The 15,437-nt window shown below is 66.8% G+C and carries 18 protein-coding genes and 1 tRNA gene; 10 read left to right on the forward strand and 9 right to left on the reverse strand.

Going from position 1 to position 15,437, the window contains the following annotated elements; translation table 11 throughout:
* Positions 1–37: 37 nt before the first annotated feature.
* The gene (locus V6R86_RS12610) at positions 38–763 is read left to right on the forward strand and encodes a DUF4136 domain-containing protein (RefSeq protein ID WP_338504901.1); all 726 of its coding nucleotides are present in this window, start codon (positions 38–40) and stop codon (positions 761–763) included.
* A 90-nt stretch (positions 764–853) separates the two neighbouring features.
* Here the strand turns inward: V6R86_RS12610 and V6R86_RS12615 are convergent, their stop codons facing one another.
* A complete protein-coding gene (locus tag V6R86_RS12615) occupies positions 854–1,486 on the reverse strand; it encodes a PadR family transcriptional regulator (protein ID WP_338504902.1) in 633 nt (210 codons plus the stop codon).
* Between the two features lie 99 nt (positions 1,487–1,585).
* Between V6R86_RS12615 and V6R86_RS12620 the strand changes: the two genes are divergently transcribed.
* The 4 genes from V6R86_RS12620 to V6R86_RS12635 all read left to right on the forward strand — a co-directional run bounded on the left by V6R86_RS12620 (position 1,586) and on the right by V6R86_RS12635 (position 5,162).
* The gene (locus V6R86_RS12620) at positions 1,586–2,902 is read left to right on the forward strand and encodes a replication-associated recombination protein A (RefSeq protein ID WP_338504903.1); all 1,317 of its coding nucleotides are present in this window, start codon (positions 1,586–1,588) and stop codon (positions 2,900–2,902) included.
* Positions 2,902–4,224 carry a mechanosensitive ion channel gene (locus V6R86_RS12625; RefSeq protein ID WP_338504904.1) on the forward strand — a complete coding sequence of 441 codons (1,323 nt, stop codon included), beginning with the start codon at positions 2,902–2,904 and terminating at the stop codon, positions 4,222–4,224. The genes V6R86_RS12620 and V6R86_RS12625 overlap by 1 nt, the downstream gene beginning before the upstream one ends.
* On the forward strand, positions 4,221–5,069 hold the full coding sequence (locus V6R86_RS12630) for a hypothetical protein (RefSeq protein ID WP_338505491.1): 849 nt from the start codon (positions 4,221–4,223) through the stop codon (positions 5,067–5,069). The genes V6R86_RS12625 and V6R86_RS12630 overlap by 4 nt, the downstream gene beginning before the upstream one ends.
* 17 nt (positions 5,070–5,086) lie before the next feature.
* Positions 5,087–5,162 (forward strand) — tRNA-Thr (locus V6R86_RS12635).
* 7 nt (positions 5,163–5,169) lie between these two features.
* Here the strand turns inward: V6R86_RS12635 and V6R86_RS12640 are convergent.
* Together V6R86_RS12640 and V6R86_RS12645 are read right to left on the reverse strand one after the other, a co-directional pair.
* The gene (locus V6R86_RS12640; protein WP_338504905.1) at positions 5,170–5,481 is read right to left on the reverse strand and encodes a PspC domain-containing protein; all 312 of its coding nucleotides are present in this window, start codon (positions 5,479–5,481) and stop codon (positions 5,170–5,172) included.
* A gap of 244 nt (positions 5,482–5,725) precedes the next feature.
* On the reverse strand, positions 5,726–6,928 hold the full coding sequence (locus V6R86_RS12645; protein WP_338504906.1) for a threonine synthase: 1,203 nt from the start codon (positions 6,926–6,928) through the stop codon (positions 5,726–5,728).
* 131 nt (positions 6,929–7,059) lie between these two features.
* Here V6R86_RS12645 and V6R86_RS12650 point away from each other — a divergent pair, with 131 nt between their 5' ends.
* Positions 7,060–9,147, forward strand: coding sequence for a TonB-dependent receptor (locus V6R86_RS12650; RefSeq protein ID WP_338504907.1), 2,088 nt, complete (start codon positions 7,060–7,062; stop codon positions 9,145–9,147).
* Between the two features lie 63 nt (positions 9,148–9,210).
* Here V6R86_RS12650 and V6R86_RS12655 read toward each other — a convergent pair whose 3' ends face one another.
* Genes V6R86_RS12655 through V6R86_RS12670 form a run of 4 tightly spaced genes read right to left on the reverse strand, consistent with a single transcriptional unit; the run spans position 9,211 to position 10,172 of the window.
* Positions 9,211–9,459, reverse strand: coding sequence for a hypothetical protein (locus tag V6R86_RS12655; RefSeq protein WP_338504908.1), 249 nt, complete (start codon positions 9,457–9,459; stop codon positions 9,211–9,213).
* A complete protein-coding gene (locus V6R86_RS12660) occupies positions 9,459–9,845 on the reverse strand; it encodes a PspC domain-containing protein (protein ID WP_338504909.1) in 387 nt (128 codons plus the stop codon). The genes V6R86_RS12655 and V6R86_RS12660 overlap by 1 nt, the downstream gene beginning before the upstream one ends.
* A gap of 44 nt (positions 9,846–9,889) precedes the next feature.
* On the reverse strand, positions 9,890–10,051 hold the full coding sequence (locus V6R86_RS12665; RefSeq protein WP_338504910.1) for a hypothetical protein: 162 nt from the start codon (positions 10,049–10,051) through the stop codon (positions 9,890–9,892).
* Positions 10,044–10,172, reverse strand: a complete 129-nt coding sequence (locus V6R86_RS12670) for a hypothetical protein (protein ID WP_338504911.1) — start codon at positions 10,170–10,172, stop codon at positions 10,044–10,046. Before V6R86_RS12670 ends, V6R86_RS12665 begins: the two co-directional genes overlap by 8 nt.
* 243 nt (positions 10,173–10,415) lie before the next feature.
* On the opposite strand from V6R86_RS12670, the gene V6R86_RS12675 reads away from it, so the two are divergent.
* A complete protein-coding gene (locus V6R86_RS12675; RefSeq protein ID WP_338504912.1) occupies positions 10,416–10,667 on the forward strand; it encodes a hypothetical protein in 252 nt (83 codons plus the stop codon).
* Positions 10,668–10,771: 104 nt separating this feature from the next.
* Here the strand turns inward: V6R86_RS12675 and V6R86_RS12680 are convergent, their stop codons facing one another.
* Positions 10,772–11,062 carry a DUF3297 family protein gene (locus V6R86_RS12680; RefSeq protein ID WP_338505493.1) on the reverse strand — a complete coding sequence of 97 codons (291 nt, stop codon included), beginning with the start codon at positions 11,060–11,062 and terminating at the stop codon, positions 10,772–10,774.
* Between the two features lie 106 nt (positions 11,063–11,168).
* Here V6R86_RS12680 and V6R86_RS12685 point away from each other — a divergent pair, with 106 nt between their 5' ends.
* From V6R86_RS12685 to V6R86_RS12695, 3 genes are read left to right on the forward strand one after another with little or no spacing between them, the layout of a single operon-like run.
* On the forward strand, positions 11,169–12,458 hold the full coding sequence (locus V6R86_RS12685; protein WP_338504913.1) for a thiamine pyrophosphate-dependent enzyme: 1,290 nt from the start codon (positions 11,169–11,171) through the stop codon (positions 12,456–12,458).
* Entirely contained in the window at positions 12,458–13,471 is a 1,014-nt protein-coding gene (locus V6R86_RS12690) for an alpha-ketoacid dehydrogenase subunit beta (protein ID WP_338504914.1), read from the forward strand. The genes V6R86_RS12685 and V6R86_RS12690 overlap by 1 nt, the downstream gene beginning before the upstream one ends.
* Positions 13,471–14,799, forward strand: a complete 1,329-nt coding sequence (locus V6R86_RS12695; protein WP_338504915.1) for a dihydrolipoamide acetyltransferase family protein — start codon at positions 13,471–13,473, stop codon at positions 14,797–14,799. The genes V6R86_RS12690 and V6R86_RS12695 overlap by 1 nt, the downstream gene beginning before the upstream one ends.
* 40 nt (positions 14,800–14,839) lie before the next feature.
* Here the strand turns inward: V6R86_RS12695 and V6R86_RS12700 are convergent, their stop codons facing one another.
* Entirely contained in the window at positions 14,840–15,406 is a 567-nt protein-coding gene (locus V6R86_RS12700) for an FMN-dependent NADH-azoreductase (RefSeq protein WP_338504916.1), read from the reverse strand.
* Positions 15,407–15,437: the final 31 nt, after the last annotated feature.

Here is a 15,437-nt window from a genome sequence, read left to right on the forward strand (position 1 = left end):
TAACGGGACTTTCCCCGAGTCGAGGGTTTATCGCGTCATGACTTTCCTCAAGAAAATCGTCGCCGCCGCGTTGGTCGGCGCGGCCAGCATCGGCCTGTCGGGCTGCGCCACCGGCCTTCCCGCCAAGGTCACTCGCTTCCAGGCCATGCCCGCGCCGCAGGGGCAGAGCTTCTTTGTCGTGCCGGGCACCGGCCTGGCGCAAGGCGGCGGACTTGAATGGAGCCGCTACGCCGCGCTGGTCGCCCAGCAGATGCAGGCGCAGGGTTATGCCCAGGCCGCCAGCCCGGCGCAGGCGACCATGATCGTGCAGCTTGGCTACAACGTCGACCAGGGCACAGAACGGCGCGTGGTCGATCCGATCGGAGCGGGTGGCTACGATCCCTTTTATCGCGGCTTTTATAGCCCCTACGGCATCTACGGCAGCCGCTTCGACCCGCGCTTCGGCGTTTATTACGGACGGCCCTATTACAGCCGCTACGGCTATTACGGCGGTTACCGCTCGCCCTTCTACTACGGCTGGGACGACCCGTTCTGGTATGGCGGTGCCAGCGTCCGCGAATATACCGAATACAAGTCGGAGCTCGACCTCGACATCCGTCGCCGGGTCGACAACCAGCAGTTGTTCGACGGCCGGGCGCAGGCGCGGTCCACCACCGACAACACGCAGGTGCTGGTCCCCAACCTGATCCAGGCCATGTTCACCGGCTTCCCCGGCCGCAGCGGTGAATCGATCCGGATCACGGTGCCGGCGCAGAAGCGCTAAACGCCTCACCAATTGCGTCGTCCCGGCAAAGGCCGGGACCTCGGGAGAAAATCGCCTGAGGTCCCGGCCTGCGCCGGGACGACGTCTTTTCTACTTCGCGCGCTCGATCCGACGTGCAGCGTCGTCGAGGATATCGATTACTTCGTTCAGCAGGGGCTCGTTCCAGCCGTGCTGCGCGGCCCGGTTGCCGAGCGCATTCATCAGATTGCCGACTGCGCGGCCAAGCTCGGGACGCGACGATCGGCGCCGCCCCTCGCCGCTCGCTTCCAGCCGCTCGAACAGCGCCGTCACCTCGGACTCGCGCTCGGCGAGATGCGCTCGTCCCTCGTCGGTGATCGCGAAGCTCTTCTTGTTGGCGCCGGCATTCGCCTGCCGCTCGATCAGCCCCATGTCCTCGAGCAATTCGAGATTGGTGTAGAGGATCCCCGCGCTTGGCGCATAATCGCCGTGGGTCATCTCCTCGAGCGCCTTGATGATCGCATAGCCGTGGCGCGGTTCGTCGGCGATCAGCTTCAGGATGATCAGCTGGAATTCTTCCGAGCTGAACATCCGCCGCTTGCGTCCGCGCGGACCATGCCCGCCCCAGCCGCCGCCCCGCGGCCCCTCACCGCCCGGCTCGAAGTGGATGTTTCCAAACGGAAAGCTCCAGTCGCGACCGCCGAATTGCATAGGGGACGTCGGGTCGGGACGGCCATGCCGCCGGCCGTGAAAATGAAACCGCATCTTGCCTGCTCCTCTTATTGAGCGTTCAAGATATATTTTAGAGCAATCTTTGCAAGACAGGCATGGCGCTTGGCCGCCTATCTTTCTACGAGCCGACGAATGGCCGACCTGTTCGAAGCCGAACCCGCCCCCACCCCTGCCGCCGAGGCCCCGCTTGCCGAGCGCCTGCGTCCCGCCAGCCTCGACGAAGTCATCGGGCAGGAGCATCTTACCGGCCCCGACGGCCCGATCGGCCGGATGGTCGCCGCCGGCCGCCTGTCGAGCCTGATCCTGTGGGGACCGCCCGGCACCGGCAAGACCACCATCGCCCGCCTGCTCGCCGGCGCGGTCGGCTATCGCTACGTCGCCATCTCGGCGGTGTTCAGCGGGGTCGCGGACCTGAAGAAGGTCTTCGCCGAAGCCGAGATGCACGCCCGCTCGGGCAAGCACACCTTATTGTTCGTGGACGAAATCCACCGCTTCAACCGCAGCCAGCAGGACGGTTTCTTGCCCTATGTCGAGGCCGGCGCGGTGACCCTGGTCGGGGCAACCACCGAAAACCCGAGCTTCGAACTAAACGCCGCGCTTCTGTCGCGCGCTCAGGTACTGGTCCTCCACCGCCTCGACGAAGCCGCGCTCGGCACCTTGCTCAGACGCGCCGAGGAGATCACCGGCAAGTCGCTGCCTCTCGACGACGGCGCCCGCGCCGCGCTGATCACCAGCGCGGATGGCGACGGCCGCTTCCTCCTCAATCAGGCCGAGATGCTGTTCGCCGCGGGGCTCGACGCGCCGCTCGATACCGCCGCGCTGCGCGACCTCATCCAGCGCCGCCTGCCCGTCTACGACAAGGATCGCGAAGGCCATTACGGCCTTATCTCCGCGCTCCACAAATCGATCCGCGGCTCCGATCCTCAGGCCGCGCTCTACTATCTAGCGCGGATGCTGACCGCGGGCGAAGAACCGCTCTATCTCCTTCGCCGCCTGACCCGCGCCGCGGTCGAGGACATCGGCCTCGCCGACCCGCAGGCGCTGGTGCAATGCATGGCGGCCAAGGATACCTACGACTTTCTCGGCAGCCCCGAAGGCGAACTGGCGATCGTCCAGGCCTGCCTCTACCTCGCCACCGCGCCCAAATCGAACGCGCTCTACATGGCGCAGAAGGACGCGTGGAAAAGTGCCAAGGAGCATGGCTCGCTGTCGCCGCCCAAGCATATCCTCGGCGCGCCGACCAAGCTGATGCGTGAGCAGGGCTATGGCAAAGGCTATCAATACGATCACGATGCGCCCGATGCCTTCTCCGGCCAGGATTACTGGCCCGAGGAGATGAGCCCGCAGACCTATTACGTCCCCACCGATCGCGGCTTCGAGAAACGACTTGCCGAGCGGCTCGCGTGGTGGAACGAGAAGCGGCAGGAAGCCCAAGGGGAGCAAGGCTGATGTATCCACCGTCCACCACCGACCAATGGCGCGCCGAGCTCGTCGAATGGGGCCCACGCATCGCCATCGCGCTGGTCATCATCCTTGCCACCTGGGCGATCGCGCGGGGCGTCAAATGGGCGCTGGCCAAGGCGATCAGCCGCACCCCGGCGCTTCAGAAGCATACCCCCGGCAACGGCCATGAAACCGTCGGGCAGCAGGTCGGGACCATCGCCAAGCTGCTGATCTGGCTGGTCGGCATCATGGCCGCGCTCAATTTCCTGCAGATCGGCCAGATCCTGGCGCCGGTGAACCAACTCACCAGCGAGATCTTCGCCTTCCTGCCGCGCCTGATCGGCGCAGGCCTCATCTTCTTCGTCGGCCTGATCGTCGCACGCATCGTCCGTCGCCTGGTCGAAACCGTGCTGACCGCCGCCAACATCGACGGCTTCATGGCCCGCGCCGGGCTTGGCGATCATCCGCCGACGGTGCGTCAGGACCCCGCCGCCGTGCCACCGGGCGCAGCGCCCGGCGCGACCCGCGCCAGCCTCGCCCGCGCCGCCGGAATCCTCGCCTTCGCGCTGATCATCATCCCGGTCGCGATTGCCGCGCTGCAGGTGCTCGGGATCGAGGCGATCAGCGGCCCGGCGATCAACATGCTCGACGAGATCAGCGCGGCGATTCCCCGCCTGCTGACCGCCGCGCTGTGGCTCGGCATCGCCTTTGTCGCGGCCAAGTTCCTCAAGACCATCATCGAAGCCATTCTGCCCCCGACCGGCTTCGACGATGCGCTGCGCTCGACCGGCGTGCTGCCGGTCACCACCGTACCGAGCCGGATCGTCGCCAACATCGCCTTTGTCGCGATCATGCTGGCGGCCGCGATCGAAGCCGCGCACCAGCTTGGCGGGGACACGGTGGCGGTGTTCCTGATCCAGGTCACCGAACTCGGCTCCAAGGTCATCTTCGGCACCCTGATCATCGTCGCCGGCATCTTCCTGGCGCGGATCCTGTCCAAGCTGGTCGGCTCGTCGACCGGCGAAGGCGGGTTTGCCCAGACCATGATCCGCTATGCGATCATCGCCCTGTTCACCGCCATCGGCCTCACCTTCATGGGTCTGGCGGACGTCATCGTCTACATGGCGTTCGGGCTGATCCTCGGTGCCGGCGCGATCGCCACCGCACTGGCCTTCGGGCTCGGCGGGCGCGAAGCGGCGGGGCGGATCCTCAACCACTATGCCGACCGCGTCACCGGCCCCCCCGCGCCCCAGGCACCGCGCCGCCCGGCCCGGCTCGAAGGCACCAAGGAGACGCCAACCGGCGGCGACGGGGGAAGCTTGATCTGACGGGCTTCACCCGCACCGTCGCGATCGACTGGTCGGGCGCCAAGGGGCGGCGGCACAAGGGCATCGCGGTCGCCGTCTGCGGCCGCGATGGGCCGCCCCGGCTGGTCCGCCCCGGCCATGTCTGGAGCCGCGCCGAAGTCGCCGACTGGCTGGTGGACGAAGCGGCGAAGGAGCCGACTTTGTTCGGCTTCGACTTCTCCTTCGCCCCGCCGCACGCCGAGCGCGGCGCCTATCTTCCGGGCGAAACCGGCGTTCCCGACACGGCGCGCGCCTTCTGGGGCTATGTTGATGTGAAAGCCCCCGACGAAGACCTCGGCGCCGCGAGCTTCCTCGAGCAGGTCCACCGCCCCCACTTCTATTTCGGCATCGCCGACGGGATGAAAGCCGACTTCGTCCGCTTTCACCAATGCGATCACAGGTTGAACGAAGCGGGCGGCCGCAAGACCGCCAGCGCTTTTGACGCGATCGGCGCGGCGCAGGTCGCCAAGGCTAGCTTCGCCGGCATGCGCCTCCTCCACCGGATCGACGGCAAGATCGCGATCTGGCCGATGGACCCGCTGACGCCGGGCGGCAGCGCGGTGGTCGAGATCTACACTCGCATCTACCTGCGCAACGCCGGCCTCTCCGGCGCGAAACTACGCAGCCGCGCCGACCTCAATCTCGCTCTGAAAGCGCTCGGCAGCCCGCCTGCCCGGCTGCGATTCGAGCCCGACGATCACCAGACCGACGCCTTGGTCACCGCCGCGGGCATGCGCGCGCATCTGAGGCATCCGCACGCCTTCACGCCCCCAGGCCTCACGCCAGCCCTCGCCCGAACCGAGGGCTGGACCTTCGGCATCGTCTAAGCCAAGGGAGCCCACGCGCCGGTTTAGCTCAGTTGGTAGAGCAGCGGTTTTGTAAACCGAAGGTCGCGGGTTCGAATCCTGCAACCGGCACCAGCCCTCTTCAGGCCGCGCGGGGCAGCTCGATCTGCTCGTTGTGCGCGATCGGAGCGGCCTCAACCGCTTCGGCCTGGGCAACCTGCTGCACGCGATCCGGGAAGAAGGTGCGGCTGACGAACACCACGGCACCCAGCGCCAGATAGATGCCGACCATCAGCATCGGCGCGAAGATGATCCCCGCCCCCAGCGGCACGCGCAGGAAGTTGGGATTGAAGCCGAGGTCATGGCCGAGCGCCTCGCAGACACCGAGGATGGTGTCGTTGCGAAGGGCGACATTGTTGCTGAAATAACCGGCGGCGAACAATTTCTGGCTCATCTCTTACTCTCCAGGGCGGTCGGCTTGGCGACGCTCACACTTTCAGATGCACAAGCCGTGCCACCTGTGGGTTTCGCCCTCTTTTCCGACTGTTGGCGAAGGCCTTTCGCCTCACCGCCCGCTTTCTTGCCCCTCATGTTGGGACAATGCGCCACTTTGTGAAGGGCGCACTCGCCCAAAGGCGGTATCGCCTGGACCGGCGGCGTTGCAAATCTGCGGACGGGCGCGGCGGCCCCACTAACGGCTAGACCGTCGCGCCGTGACTGTCGGCGAGGCGGATGTGCAGGGCGGTCGGCACCAGCGGATATTTGTTGCCCGCCGCGCAATTGAACAGCATCACGCGGTCGTCCCGGTCGACCAGGCCGCGGTCCAGCGCCGCGCGCCAGCCGGCGAGCACCGCCGCACCCTCTGGGCATAGCAATTGCCCGTCGTCGCGCGCCGCGGCGGCAAGCTCGGCGGTGATCGCCTCTTCCTCGACCGCGATGGCGAAGCCGTCGCTCTCCCGCACCGCGCGCAGAATCAGGAAATCACCGACAGCCTTGGGGACGCGGATGCCGGTGGCGACGGTCGCGGGGTTCTCCCACCGCTCGGCGAATTCGTCGCCCTGCTCCCACGCCCGGACCATCGGCGCGCAGCCGCTCGCCTGCACCGCGACCATGCGCGGGCGCTTGGGCCCGATCAGGCCCACGGCTTCCAGTTCGGCGAACGCTTTCCACATGCCGATCAGACCGGTGCCGCCGCCGGTCGGATAGAAGATGACGTCAGGCAATTCCCAGCCGAGCTGCTCGGCCAGTTCCAGCCCCATCACCTTCTTGCCCTCAGCGCGATACGGCTCCTTCAGCGTCGACACATCGAACCAGCGCCCCGCCGCGGCGCCTTCGCCGACCAGCCGGCCGCACTCGTCGATCTGCCCGTCGGCGACCAGCACGCGGGCGCCATAAGCCTCGGCCTCGGCGATATTGATCGGCGGGGTTTCTTCGGGACAGATCACCGTCGCCTCGATCCCCGCCGCCGCCGCATAAGCCGCCAGCGCCGCCCCGGCATTACCGTTGGTCGGAAGCGCCATGCGCTCGATCCCGAAGTGCTTGGCCATGCTGACCGCCATCGCCAGGCCGCGGGCCTTGAACGAGCCCGTGGGCAGCCGCCCCTCGTCCTTGACCAGCAAGGTGCGCACGCCCGCCCGTTCCGATAAGCGGGTCAGCGGCAGGATCGGCGTCTCGATCTCGCCCAGGCTGACCGGTTCGGCCCCCTCCGGTAGCGGCAGAAGTTCGCGCCATTTCCACATCCCCGGCGCACGGGCCGCGAGCGTCTCGCGGGTCAGCGCCTTGCCGACCTGCTCGAGGTCGTAGCGCACCAGCAGCGGGCGCCCCGCCTGGCTGAGATTATGGACTTCGCCGGCGGCATAGCGCTCGCCGGTCAGCGAGCATTCGAGATGGGTGACGAACATGCGGCCGGGCCTAGCCTAGCCCGCTCGACAAGACGACCCCACGCGGCGACAAACGGCGGCACGAGGGTTGTAATGTTGTATCATGCGGCCTAGCTGCCCGGCTGACTTTCCCAATCGGACCACCTTTGCCCATGTTCCAGCTTTCCCTCGCGGCCGCGTTTGCCGCGACCACCTCCCCGACCGTTATCGCCACCACCGAAGCCGCCGCGCTCGCCCAGCCCGCCCCGCGCGGCAGCGATCATGATGCGGCGCAAAACCAGGACATCGTCGTCACCGGCATCCGTCGCAACCGGCAGGACGTGCTGGGCGGGATCAGCGTGGTCTCGGGCGAGGAACTGCAGCGCGACCTGCGCTCGACCATCGGCGAAACCCTGATTCGCCAGCCGGGCGTGTCGGCCACCAGCTTCGGCCCCAACGCCTCGCGCCCGATTCTCCGCGGCCTTGGCGGGGAGCGCGTGCGCGTGCTGACCGACGGCATCGGCAGCCTCGACGTCTCGACCTCCAGCGTCGATCACGCGGTCGCGATCAACCCGCTCACCGCCGACCGCATCGAAGTGCTGCGCGGCCCCGCCGCCCTGCTGTTCGGAAGCTCGGCGATCGGCGGCGTGGTCAACGTCATCGACAGCCGTATCCCCCGCGCGATGCCCGAAAGCCCGCTCCATATCGACGCCCTCGGCACCCTCGGCAGCGCCGCCGACGAACGCTCGGCCAACGCCCGCGTCGACGTGCCGATCGGCCAGCATCTCGTGCTCCATGCCGACGGCAGCATCTTCAAAAGCGACGACGTCCGCACCGGCGGCTACATCCTCTCGCCCGCCCTCCGCGCCGAAGCCCGCGCCAGCAGCGACGCCGACATCCGCGCGCTCGCTGATTTGAAGGGCGACCTCCCCAATTCCGCCGCCAAATCGTCCGAGATCGCCGGCGGCGTCGCCTATATCGACGGCCGCTTCAACATCGGCGCGTCGATCGCCCGCTTCGACAATCTCTACGGCGCGCCGGTCCGCTATTCGCTCGACCCCGCCACCGAAGCCGAGGAAGTCCGCCTCGACCAGAAACAGACCCGCTACGACGTCCGCGCCGAAATCCCGGTCGACGGCTTCATCGACGAGGTGAAGGTCCGCGGCGGCGCGGTCCGCTATCGCCACGACGAGCTGGAAGAAACCGGCGAAATCGGCACCACCTTCCGCAGCCGCGGCGAGGAGGGCCGGATCGAAGCGGTCCAGCGCACCATCAACGGCTGGGGCGGCGGCTTCGGGGCCCAGTATCTCGACCGCCGCGTCAATGTGGTCGGCGAAGAGAAGTACCTTCCCGCCAACCAGCAGAAGCAATTCGGCCTCTTCACGCTGCAGAATTACGAAACCGGCCCTTACCGCGTCGAAGTCGGCGCCCGGGTCGAGCGCAGCAATCTCATGGCCGAGGCCGACGCCGATCTCGGCAACCCGGCACTCGAGCGCAAGTTCACCAGCCTCGCCGGCTCGATCGGCGGCAGCGTCGCAGTCGCTTCCTCGACCCGCGCCGGCCTCAACCTCTCCTATTCGGAGCGTGCGCCCTCGACCGACGAGTTGTTCGCCAACGGCCCGCATGCCGGGACGCAGGCGTTCGAGATCGGCAATCCCGATTTCGGCAAGGAAAAAAGCCTGTCGATCGAAGCCACCCTGCGCCGCTCGGCGGGGCCGCTGACCTTCGGCCTCAATTTGTATCACACCCGCTTCACCGACTTCATCTACCTGCAGCCGACCGGCGAGGTCGAAGACGACCTGCCGGTCTATCTCTACAGCCAGGCCGACGCCCGTTTCACCGGTTTCGAACTCGAAGGCCGGGCCAGTCTCGGCACCTTCGGCGGGGTTGAGCTCGCCGCGGACGCGCAGGCGGATTACGTGCGGGCGACGGTCAAGGGCTTCGGCCCCGCCCCGCAGATCCCGCCGCTGCGCCTGCTCGGCGGAGTGGACGCCAGGGCCGGCGCGATCGATGGCCGGCTCGAGATCGAACACAGCTTCGCCCAGAAGCGCAACGCGCCGATCGAAACCGACACCGCGGCCTTCACCCTGGTCAACGCCTCGGTCAACTGGCGCCCGCTACAGGAACGGCCCGACCTGACGCTCGGGCTGCAGGCCAACAACATCTTCGACGTCGAAGCCCGTCGTCATACCAGCCTATTGAAGGACTATGCACCCATCGCCGGCCGCGACTTCAGGCTGACGGCGCGCCTCGCCTTCTGACGCACAAAAAAGGACCCGGCATCGCAAGCGGATGCCAGGTCCTTCCCTCTCAAGCTCCCACGCTTAGAGATCGATACCGCTGGCGATCGCCTCCAGCTTGCGGATCCGTGCCTTGAGGTCGGCCAGTTCGATCCGGTCGGTGCCGGCGGCGGCCGGGGCGATCGGTTCGTCCGCCTGCGGCCGCCCGCTCGCCAGTTCGAGCTTCCTCACTTCCAGCCACTGGGACCAGGCGCGGGAGGCGAATACCCCCGCCACCAGGAGACCCGTGAGGAGCAGCGCGCCGGTCAGCGCTACGATGCTGAGGTCGGTCATCATGCCTTCTCCGTGCGAAGCGCTTCGATTTCACGGGCAAGCGCGTCGTTCTGCTGGCTGTTGAGGTGGTGGTCGATCGCCATCATCCGGCGGTCGTTCGCATCCATCTTTTCGCGCAGATCCTTGATGCTGCCCCGGCGCGGCTCGTCCATCCGTTCGAACTCGCTGCGGCGGCCCGTCAGCTTGCCAGCCGCGAACGCTCCGACCAGTCCGCACAGGGCATAGGTCACCAGCGCCTGCCAGAAAGTGACAAAGGTCAGCAGCGGCACCGCGACAAAGGCGACTCGGACAAAGGTCGGGTCGATATTGAGCGTGCGTCCGAGGCCGGCACAGACACCGAGCAGCTTGCGTTCGCGGCGGTCGAGGCGGAAGGCGGGGCGGTTCATGGGGACTTGTCCTCTGATGAGGGATGCGACGATCTGATCGGGCTTTAGCGCTTGATCAGGTTGAACAGGCTTTGCAGGGTTCCGGCGAGCCAGATGTCGACGGTGTCGAGCACCTGGCCGACCGGTCCGAGTTCGGCCGGGGCCGATGCGATCGGTCCGAGATATTCGAACCGGGCACCGGCCTTGGTGACGACCGGCTCAAGCATAGAATGCGATCTTCACCGGAGCGGCGACGGCGACGCTCGCCGGGGCGATGGCGGATCCGACGGCAAGGCCACTGACCAGCAGGGCGGCGACGGCGGAGAAGAGAGTGGTCTTGAGGTTCATGATACTGGCTCCTTGATCTGGTTGCCGGCCGTTCGACCGGTCACGCCGTTCATCATGCAGCAAGCGTGCCAAACCCGGTTTTCCGCCATTTCCGCGAGGTTCGGGATAGTTTTCGGCGGCGGGTTGGTGACTTTTCCCATGCTGGTTGGCGAACCGTCCCAACCGCCTGCCCGGAACCCGCCGAACCTTCGCGCGTCTCATGCAACAACGACAAGTCATTACATCACAGAAAGGATTACGATCATGCTGGGCAAGATCGCAGGCGCCCTTATCGGCAACCATATCGCAGGCCGTAACGACGGCGTGAAAGGCGCTGTTCTCGGCGCCGCCGCAGCCCGCATCGCCTCGCGCGGCCTCGGTCCGCTCGGCACCGCGCTCGCCGTCGGCTACGGCGCCAAGAAGCTCATCGACTGGAACCGCGCGCGCAAGGCCAGCCCGAGCTATCCGGCCAGCGCCACCCCGGCGGGCGGCGCGAACCGCACCACCAGCCTGTAAGCTGAGGGTATAAAAGAAAAAGCGCCGCCCCGGCTGTCTGCTGGGGCGGCGCTTTTTGTTTAAGCGATGGAATTCAGCGCCGGCGTCGATCCCGGCGCGGCGTCTTACTTGTCGTCCGCGCTATCGTCGGACGTTTGAGCCTCGCCCTCGCCCTCGGCGGCGCGCTCGTAATAAGGCTCCACCGTGCCCTTGAGGGTGATCGTCATCGGATTGCCGTAGCGGTCGCGGCTCTTGCCGGCGGCGACCTTGATCCAGCCTTCCGACACCGAATATTCCTCGACGTTGGTTTTTTCATTGCCGTTGAAACGAATGCCGACGCCGCGGCGCAGCTTGGTTTCGTCGAAATGCGGGCTGCGCGGATCGAGGCTGAGGCGGTCGGGCGGGGTGTCGGTGATCTCGGACATGCGCCTGCCCTGCCCTTGGCCCGGCGTGCAAGTCAACCGGTTATGCCGCAGTGCAGGATTGCCTTTGCGCCTCCCTCCGTCCTAAGCGCTGCCCCCGATGAGTGAGCCCCTGTCTCCGCCCCGTCGCAACGCCCCGCGCCTTGCGCTGCATGTGCCCGAGCCGTCCTATCGGCCCGGCGACACCCCCGACTTTTCCGCCGTTCGCGTGCCCGCCGCCGGAAGCGCCCCGCGCCCCGACAGCAGCGCGCCGGCGTCGGACAGCCACCCGCTGGTCAATCACCTCGTCCGGGTACTGGATGAGCAGGGCCAAGCGGTCGGTCCGTGGGACCCGCGCCTGTCGCCCGACACCCTGCGCAAGATGCTGGCCGACATGGTCACCGTGCGGGTGTTCGACGACCGCATGTACCGTGCCCAGCGGCAGGGGAAGACCAGCTTCTACATGAAGTGCACCGGCGAAGAAGCGATCGCGGTCGCCGCCGCCACTGCGCTGGATCGGGACGACATGTGCTTCCCGACCTATCGCCAGCAAGGCCTGCTGGTCGCCCGCGGTTATCCGCTGGTCGACATGATGTGCCAGATCTATTCCAACGCCGGCGACAAACTCCACGGCCGCCAGCTCCCGATCATGTATTCGGACAAGCCGCACGGCTTTTTCTCGATCTCGGGCAACCTCGGCACCCAGTATCCGCAGGCCGTGGGCTGGGCGATGGCGTCCGCGATCAAAGGCGACAGCCGGATCGCGATGGGCTGGATCGGCGAAGGCGCCACGGCCGAAGGCGACTTCCATTCCGCGCTGACCTTTGCAGCCGTCTACCAGGCGCCGGTCATCCTCGCGGTGGTCAACAACCAGTGGGCGATCTCAAGCTTCTCCGGCATCGCCGGGGCCGAACAGTCCACCTTCGCCGCCCGCGCGGTCGGCTATGGCATCGCCGGCCTTCGGGTCGACGGCAATGACGCGCTCGCGGTTTATGCCGCAGTGCAATGGGCGTCGGAGCGCGCCCGCGCCAACGTTGGCCCGACCCTGATCGAATTCTTCACCTACCGCGCCGAAGGGCACAGCACGTCGGACGATCCGACCGGCTACCGCCCGGCCGGCGAAGCGCAGCAATGGCCGCTCGGCGATCCGGTCGAGCGCCTGAAAGCGCACCTCATCGGCCTCGGCGAATGGGACGACGAACGCCACGCCGCGCTCGTCGCTGAGGCCGACAAGACGGTCCGCGCCGCGCAAAAGCAGGCCGAAGCGCAGGGCATCCTGCCCGGCCAGGGCTTCGATCGCATCGGCTCGATGTTCGAAGACGTCTATGCCGACACCCCCTGGCACCTCGCCGAACAGCGCGACGCTGCGCTCGGCGAAGCCCGCATCTTCCTCGGACGGGACGCCAGCTGATGCCGACCAAGAACATGATCGAGGCGATCAACGACGCCCATCGCGTGACCATGGCGGCCGACCCCGATATCGTCGTCTTCGGTGAAGACGTCGGCTATTTCGGCGGCGTGTTCCGCGCTACCGCGGGCCTCCAAAAGGAATTCGGCAAGGAACGCTGCTTCGACGCGCCGATCAGCGAAGGCGGGATCGTCGGCGCGGCGGTCGGGATGGCCGCCTACGGCCTGAAGCCCGTGATCGAGATCCAGTTCGCCGACTACATCTACCCCGGCTACGACCAGATCGTCTCCGAAGTCGCCCGCATGCGCTATCGCACCGCCGGCGAATGGACCATGCCGATGGTCATCCGCTCGCCCTATGGCGGCGGTATCTTCGGCGGCCAGACCCACAGCCAGAGCCCAGAAGCCCTCTTCACCCACGTCGCGGGTTTGAAGGTCGTCATCCCCTCGACCCCCTACGACGCCAAGGGCCTGCTGATCGCCGCGATCGAAGACCCCGACCCCGTCGTCTTCTTCGAGCCCAAGCGCATCTACAACGGCCCGTTCGACGGGCATCACGACCGCCCGGTCAAGCCGTGGGCCAAGCACGCAGCCTCCGAGGTCCCCGACGGCCACTACACCGTCCCGCTCGGCAAGGCGGCGGTGGTCCGTCCCGGCAACGACCTCACCGTCCTCGCCTATGGCACGATGGTCCACGTCGCGCTCGCCGCGGTCGAGGAGAATGGCATCGACGCCGAGGTGATCGACCTGCGCACCCTCGTGCCGCTCGACATGGCGACCATCGAAGAGAGCGTGAAAAAGACCGGCCGCTGCCTGGTGGTCCAGGAAGCCACCAAGACCAGCGGCTTTGCCTCGGAGCTCGTCACCCTGATCCAGGAACGCTGCTTCTATCACCTCGAAGCCCCGGTCGGGCGCGTGTCGGGCTGGGACACGCCCTACCCCCACGCCTACGAATGGATCTATTTCCCCGGCCCGATCCGCATGAAACAAGCCCTAGAAAAGGTCATGGCAGACTAATGGCGACCTATCTCTTCAAGCTCCCCGACATCGGCGAAGGCATTGCCGAGGCCGAGATCGTCGCCTGGCATATCGCGGTCGGCGACCGGGTCGAGGAAGACCAGCAGCTTGCCGACATGATGACCGACAAGGCGACCGTGGAAATGGAATCGCCCGTCGCCGGCGTGGTTCGCAAGCTCGCCGGTGAAGTCGGCGACCAGATCGCCATCGGCTCGGTGCTGGTCGAGATCGAGACCGAGGGCGCCGACGCGGCTGCCGCTCCCGCCGAGGCCGAGGAAGTCCCGCTGGCCGACGGCGCCGCCGTGCCGACGCAGGCGCAGGAAGAAGCCAATCCGACGCTGGACGTCGAAGATGCCCCTGAACTCGTTCGTCCTGAGCGAAGCGCGGAGCGCATAGTCGAAGGGCGCTCGCCCGAACCCCAGCAAGAACGTGCTTCGACTTCGCTCAGCACGAACGAAGATGATCGCAGTCACTCGGGTCCCATCCTCACCACCCCCGCCGTCCGCGCCCGCGCGCGTGACCTCGGCATCGACCTCGCCCAGGTGAAGCACCAGGGCGAGCACATCCGCCACGCCGACCTCGACGCCTACCTGCTCTACAACGGCGGGCAGGTCTCCGGCCGCGCCACCGCGCTGCGTGCAGATGAGCAGATCAAGGTCGTCGGCCTGCGCCGCAAGATCGCGGAGAACATGCAGGCCGCCAAACGCCGCATTCCGCACTTCGCCCTGGTCGAGGAATATGACGTCACCGCACTGGAAGAAACCCGCGCGATGATGAACCGCGATCGCGGGCAGAACCCCAAGCTCACCCTGCTGCCGTTCCTGATCACCGCGCTGAACAAGGCGCTGGCCGACTTCCCGATGATCAACGCCACTTATGACGACGAAGCCAACGTCATCACCCGCCACGGCGGCGTCCACATGGGCATGGCGGCGCAGACCCCGAACGGGCTGATGGTCCCGGTCATTCGCAATGCCGAGCGGCTCTCGATCTGGCAGCTCGCGACCGAAGTCGCCCGCCTGTCGGACGCCGCCAAGACCGGCAAGGCCACGCGGGACGAACTCTCCAACCCGACTTTCACCATCAGCTCGCTGGGGCCGATGGGCGGCGTCGTCTCGACCCCCGTCATCTCGCCGCCGCAGGTCGCCACGGTCGCGGTCAACAAGGTCGAGGACAAGGTGGTGCCGGTTAATGGCGAGCTCGAGATCCGCAAGCGGATGAACCTCTCGCTCTCCTGCGATCACCGCGCGGTCGACGGCTGGGACGCCGCGAGCTTCCTCCAGGCCCTGAAGCCCCTGATCGAAAACCCGCTGCGCTTGCTGGCCTGACGGATGAGGTCGTCCCGGCCTTTACCGGGACGACCAACCCTTACGCCGCGAGCAGATCGACCTCGCGCAGCGCCTGCTCGACCGACTTGGCCTTCACTTCCGGCCCGAGATTGATGCCGTCGGCGCGGACGAACTCGGGCTCGATCCCGATGAATCCGAAGAAGGCCTTCAGATAGCTTTCGAGATGCTCGAAATCGGCATTGCCCTGCTCGGTGCCGTAATAGCCGCCGCGCGACAACGCGATGATCACCCGCTTCGGCCCGGCCAGCCCCTCGGGCTTGCCTTCGGCGGTATAGCGGAATGTGCGCCCGTTCACCGCCAGCCGGTCGATCCAGGCCTTCAATTGGCTCGGCAGGGTGAAATTGTACATCGGAGCACCAATCACCACCGTGTCGGCGGCAAGGAATTCGTCGAGCACGCTCCCGTCGGCGAACTGGTCGAGCGTGAGGTGGGGAAGCGGCTGGGCGACGAGATCGCGCTCGATGACCGTGGCGTCCGGGCGGCCGGCGCGCTGCTGCTCTACGATCCGGCCCGTGATCTGCCGGCTGACGCTGTTCTCGCCCGTGATCGAGCTGTCGACGCGAAGAATGGTGGTGGTCCCTGACATTGTATCTCCAGTCACAAATGATTACCTGGAC

The sequence above is a fragment of the Sphingomonas kaistensis genome (assembly GCF_036884275.1).
GTDB lineage: Bacteria > Pseudomonadota > Alphaproteobacteria > Sphingomonadales > Sphingomonadaceae > Sphingomicrobium > Sphingomicrobium kaistense_A.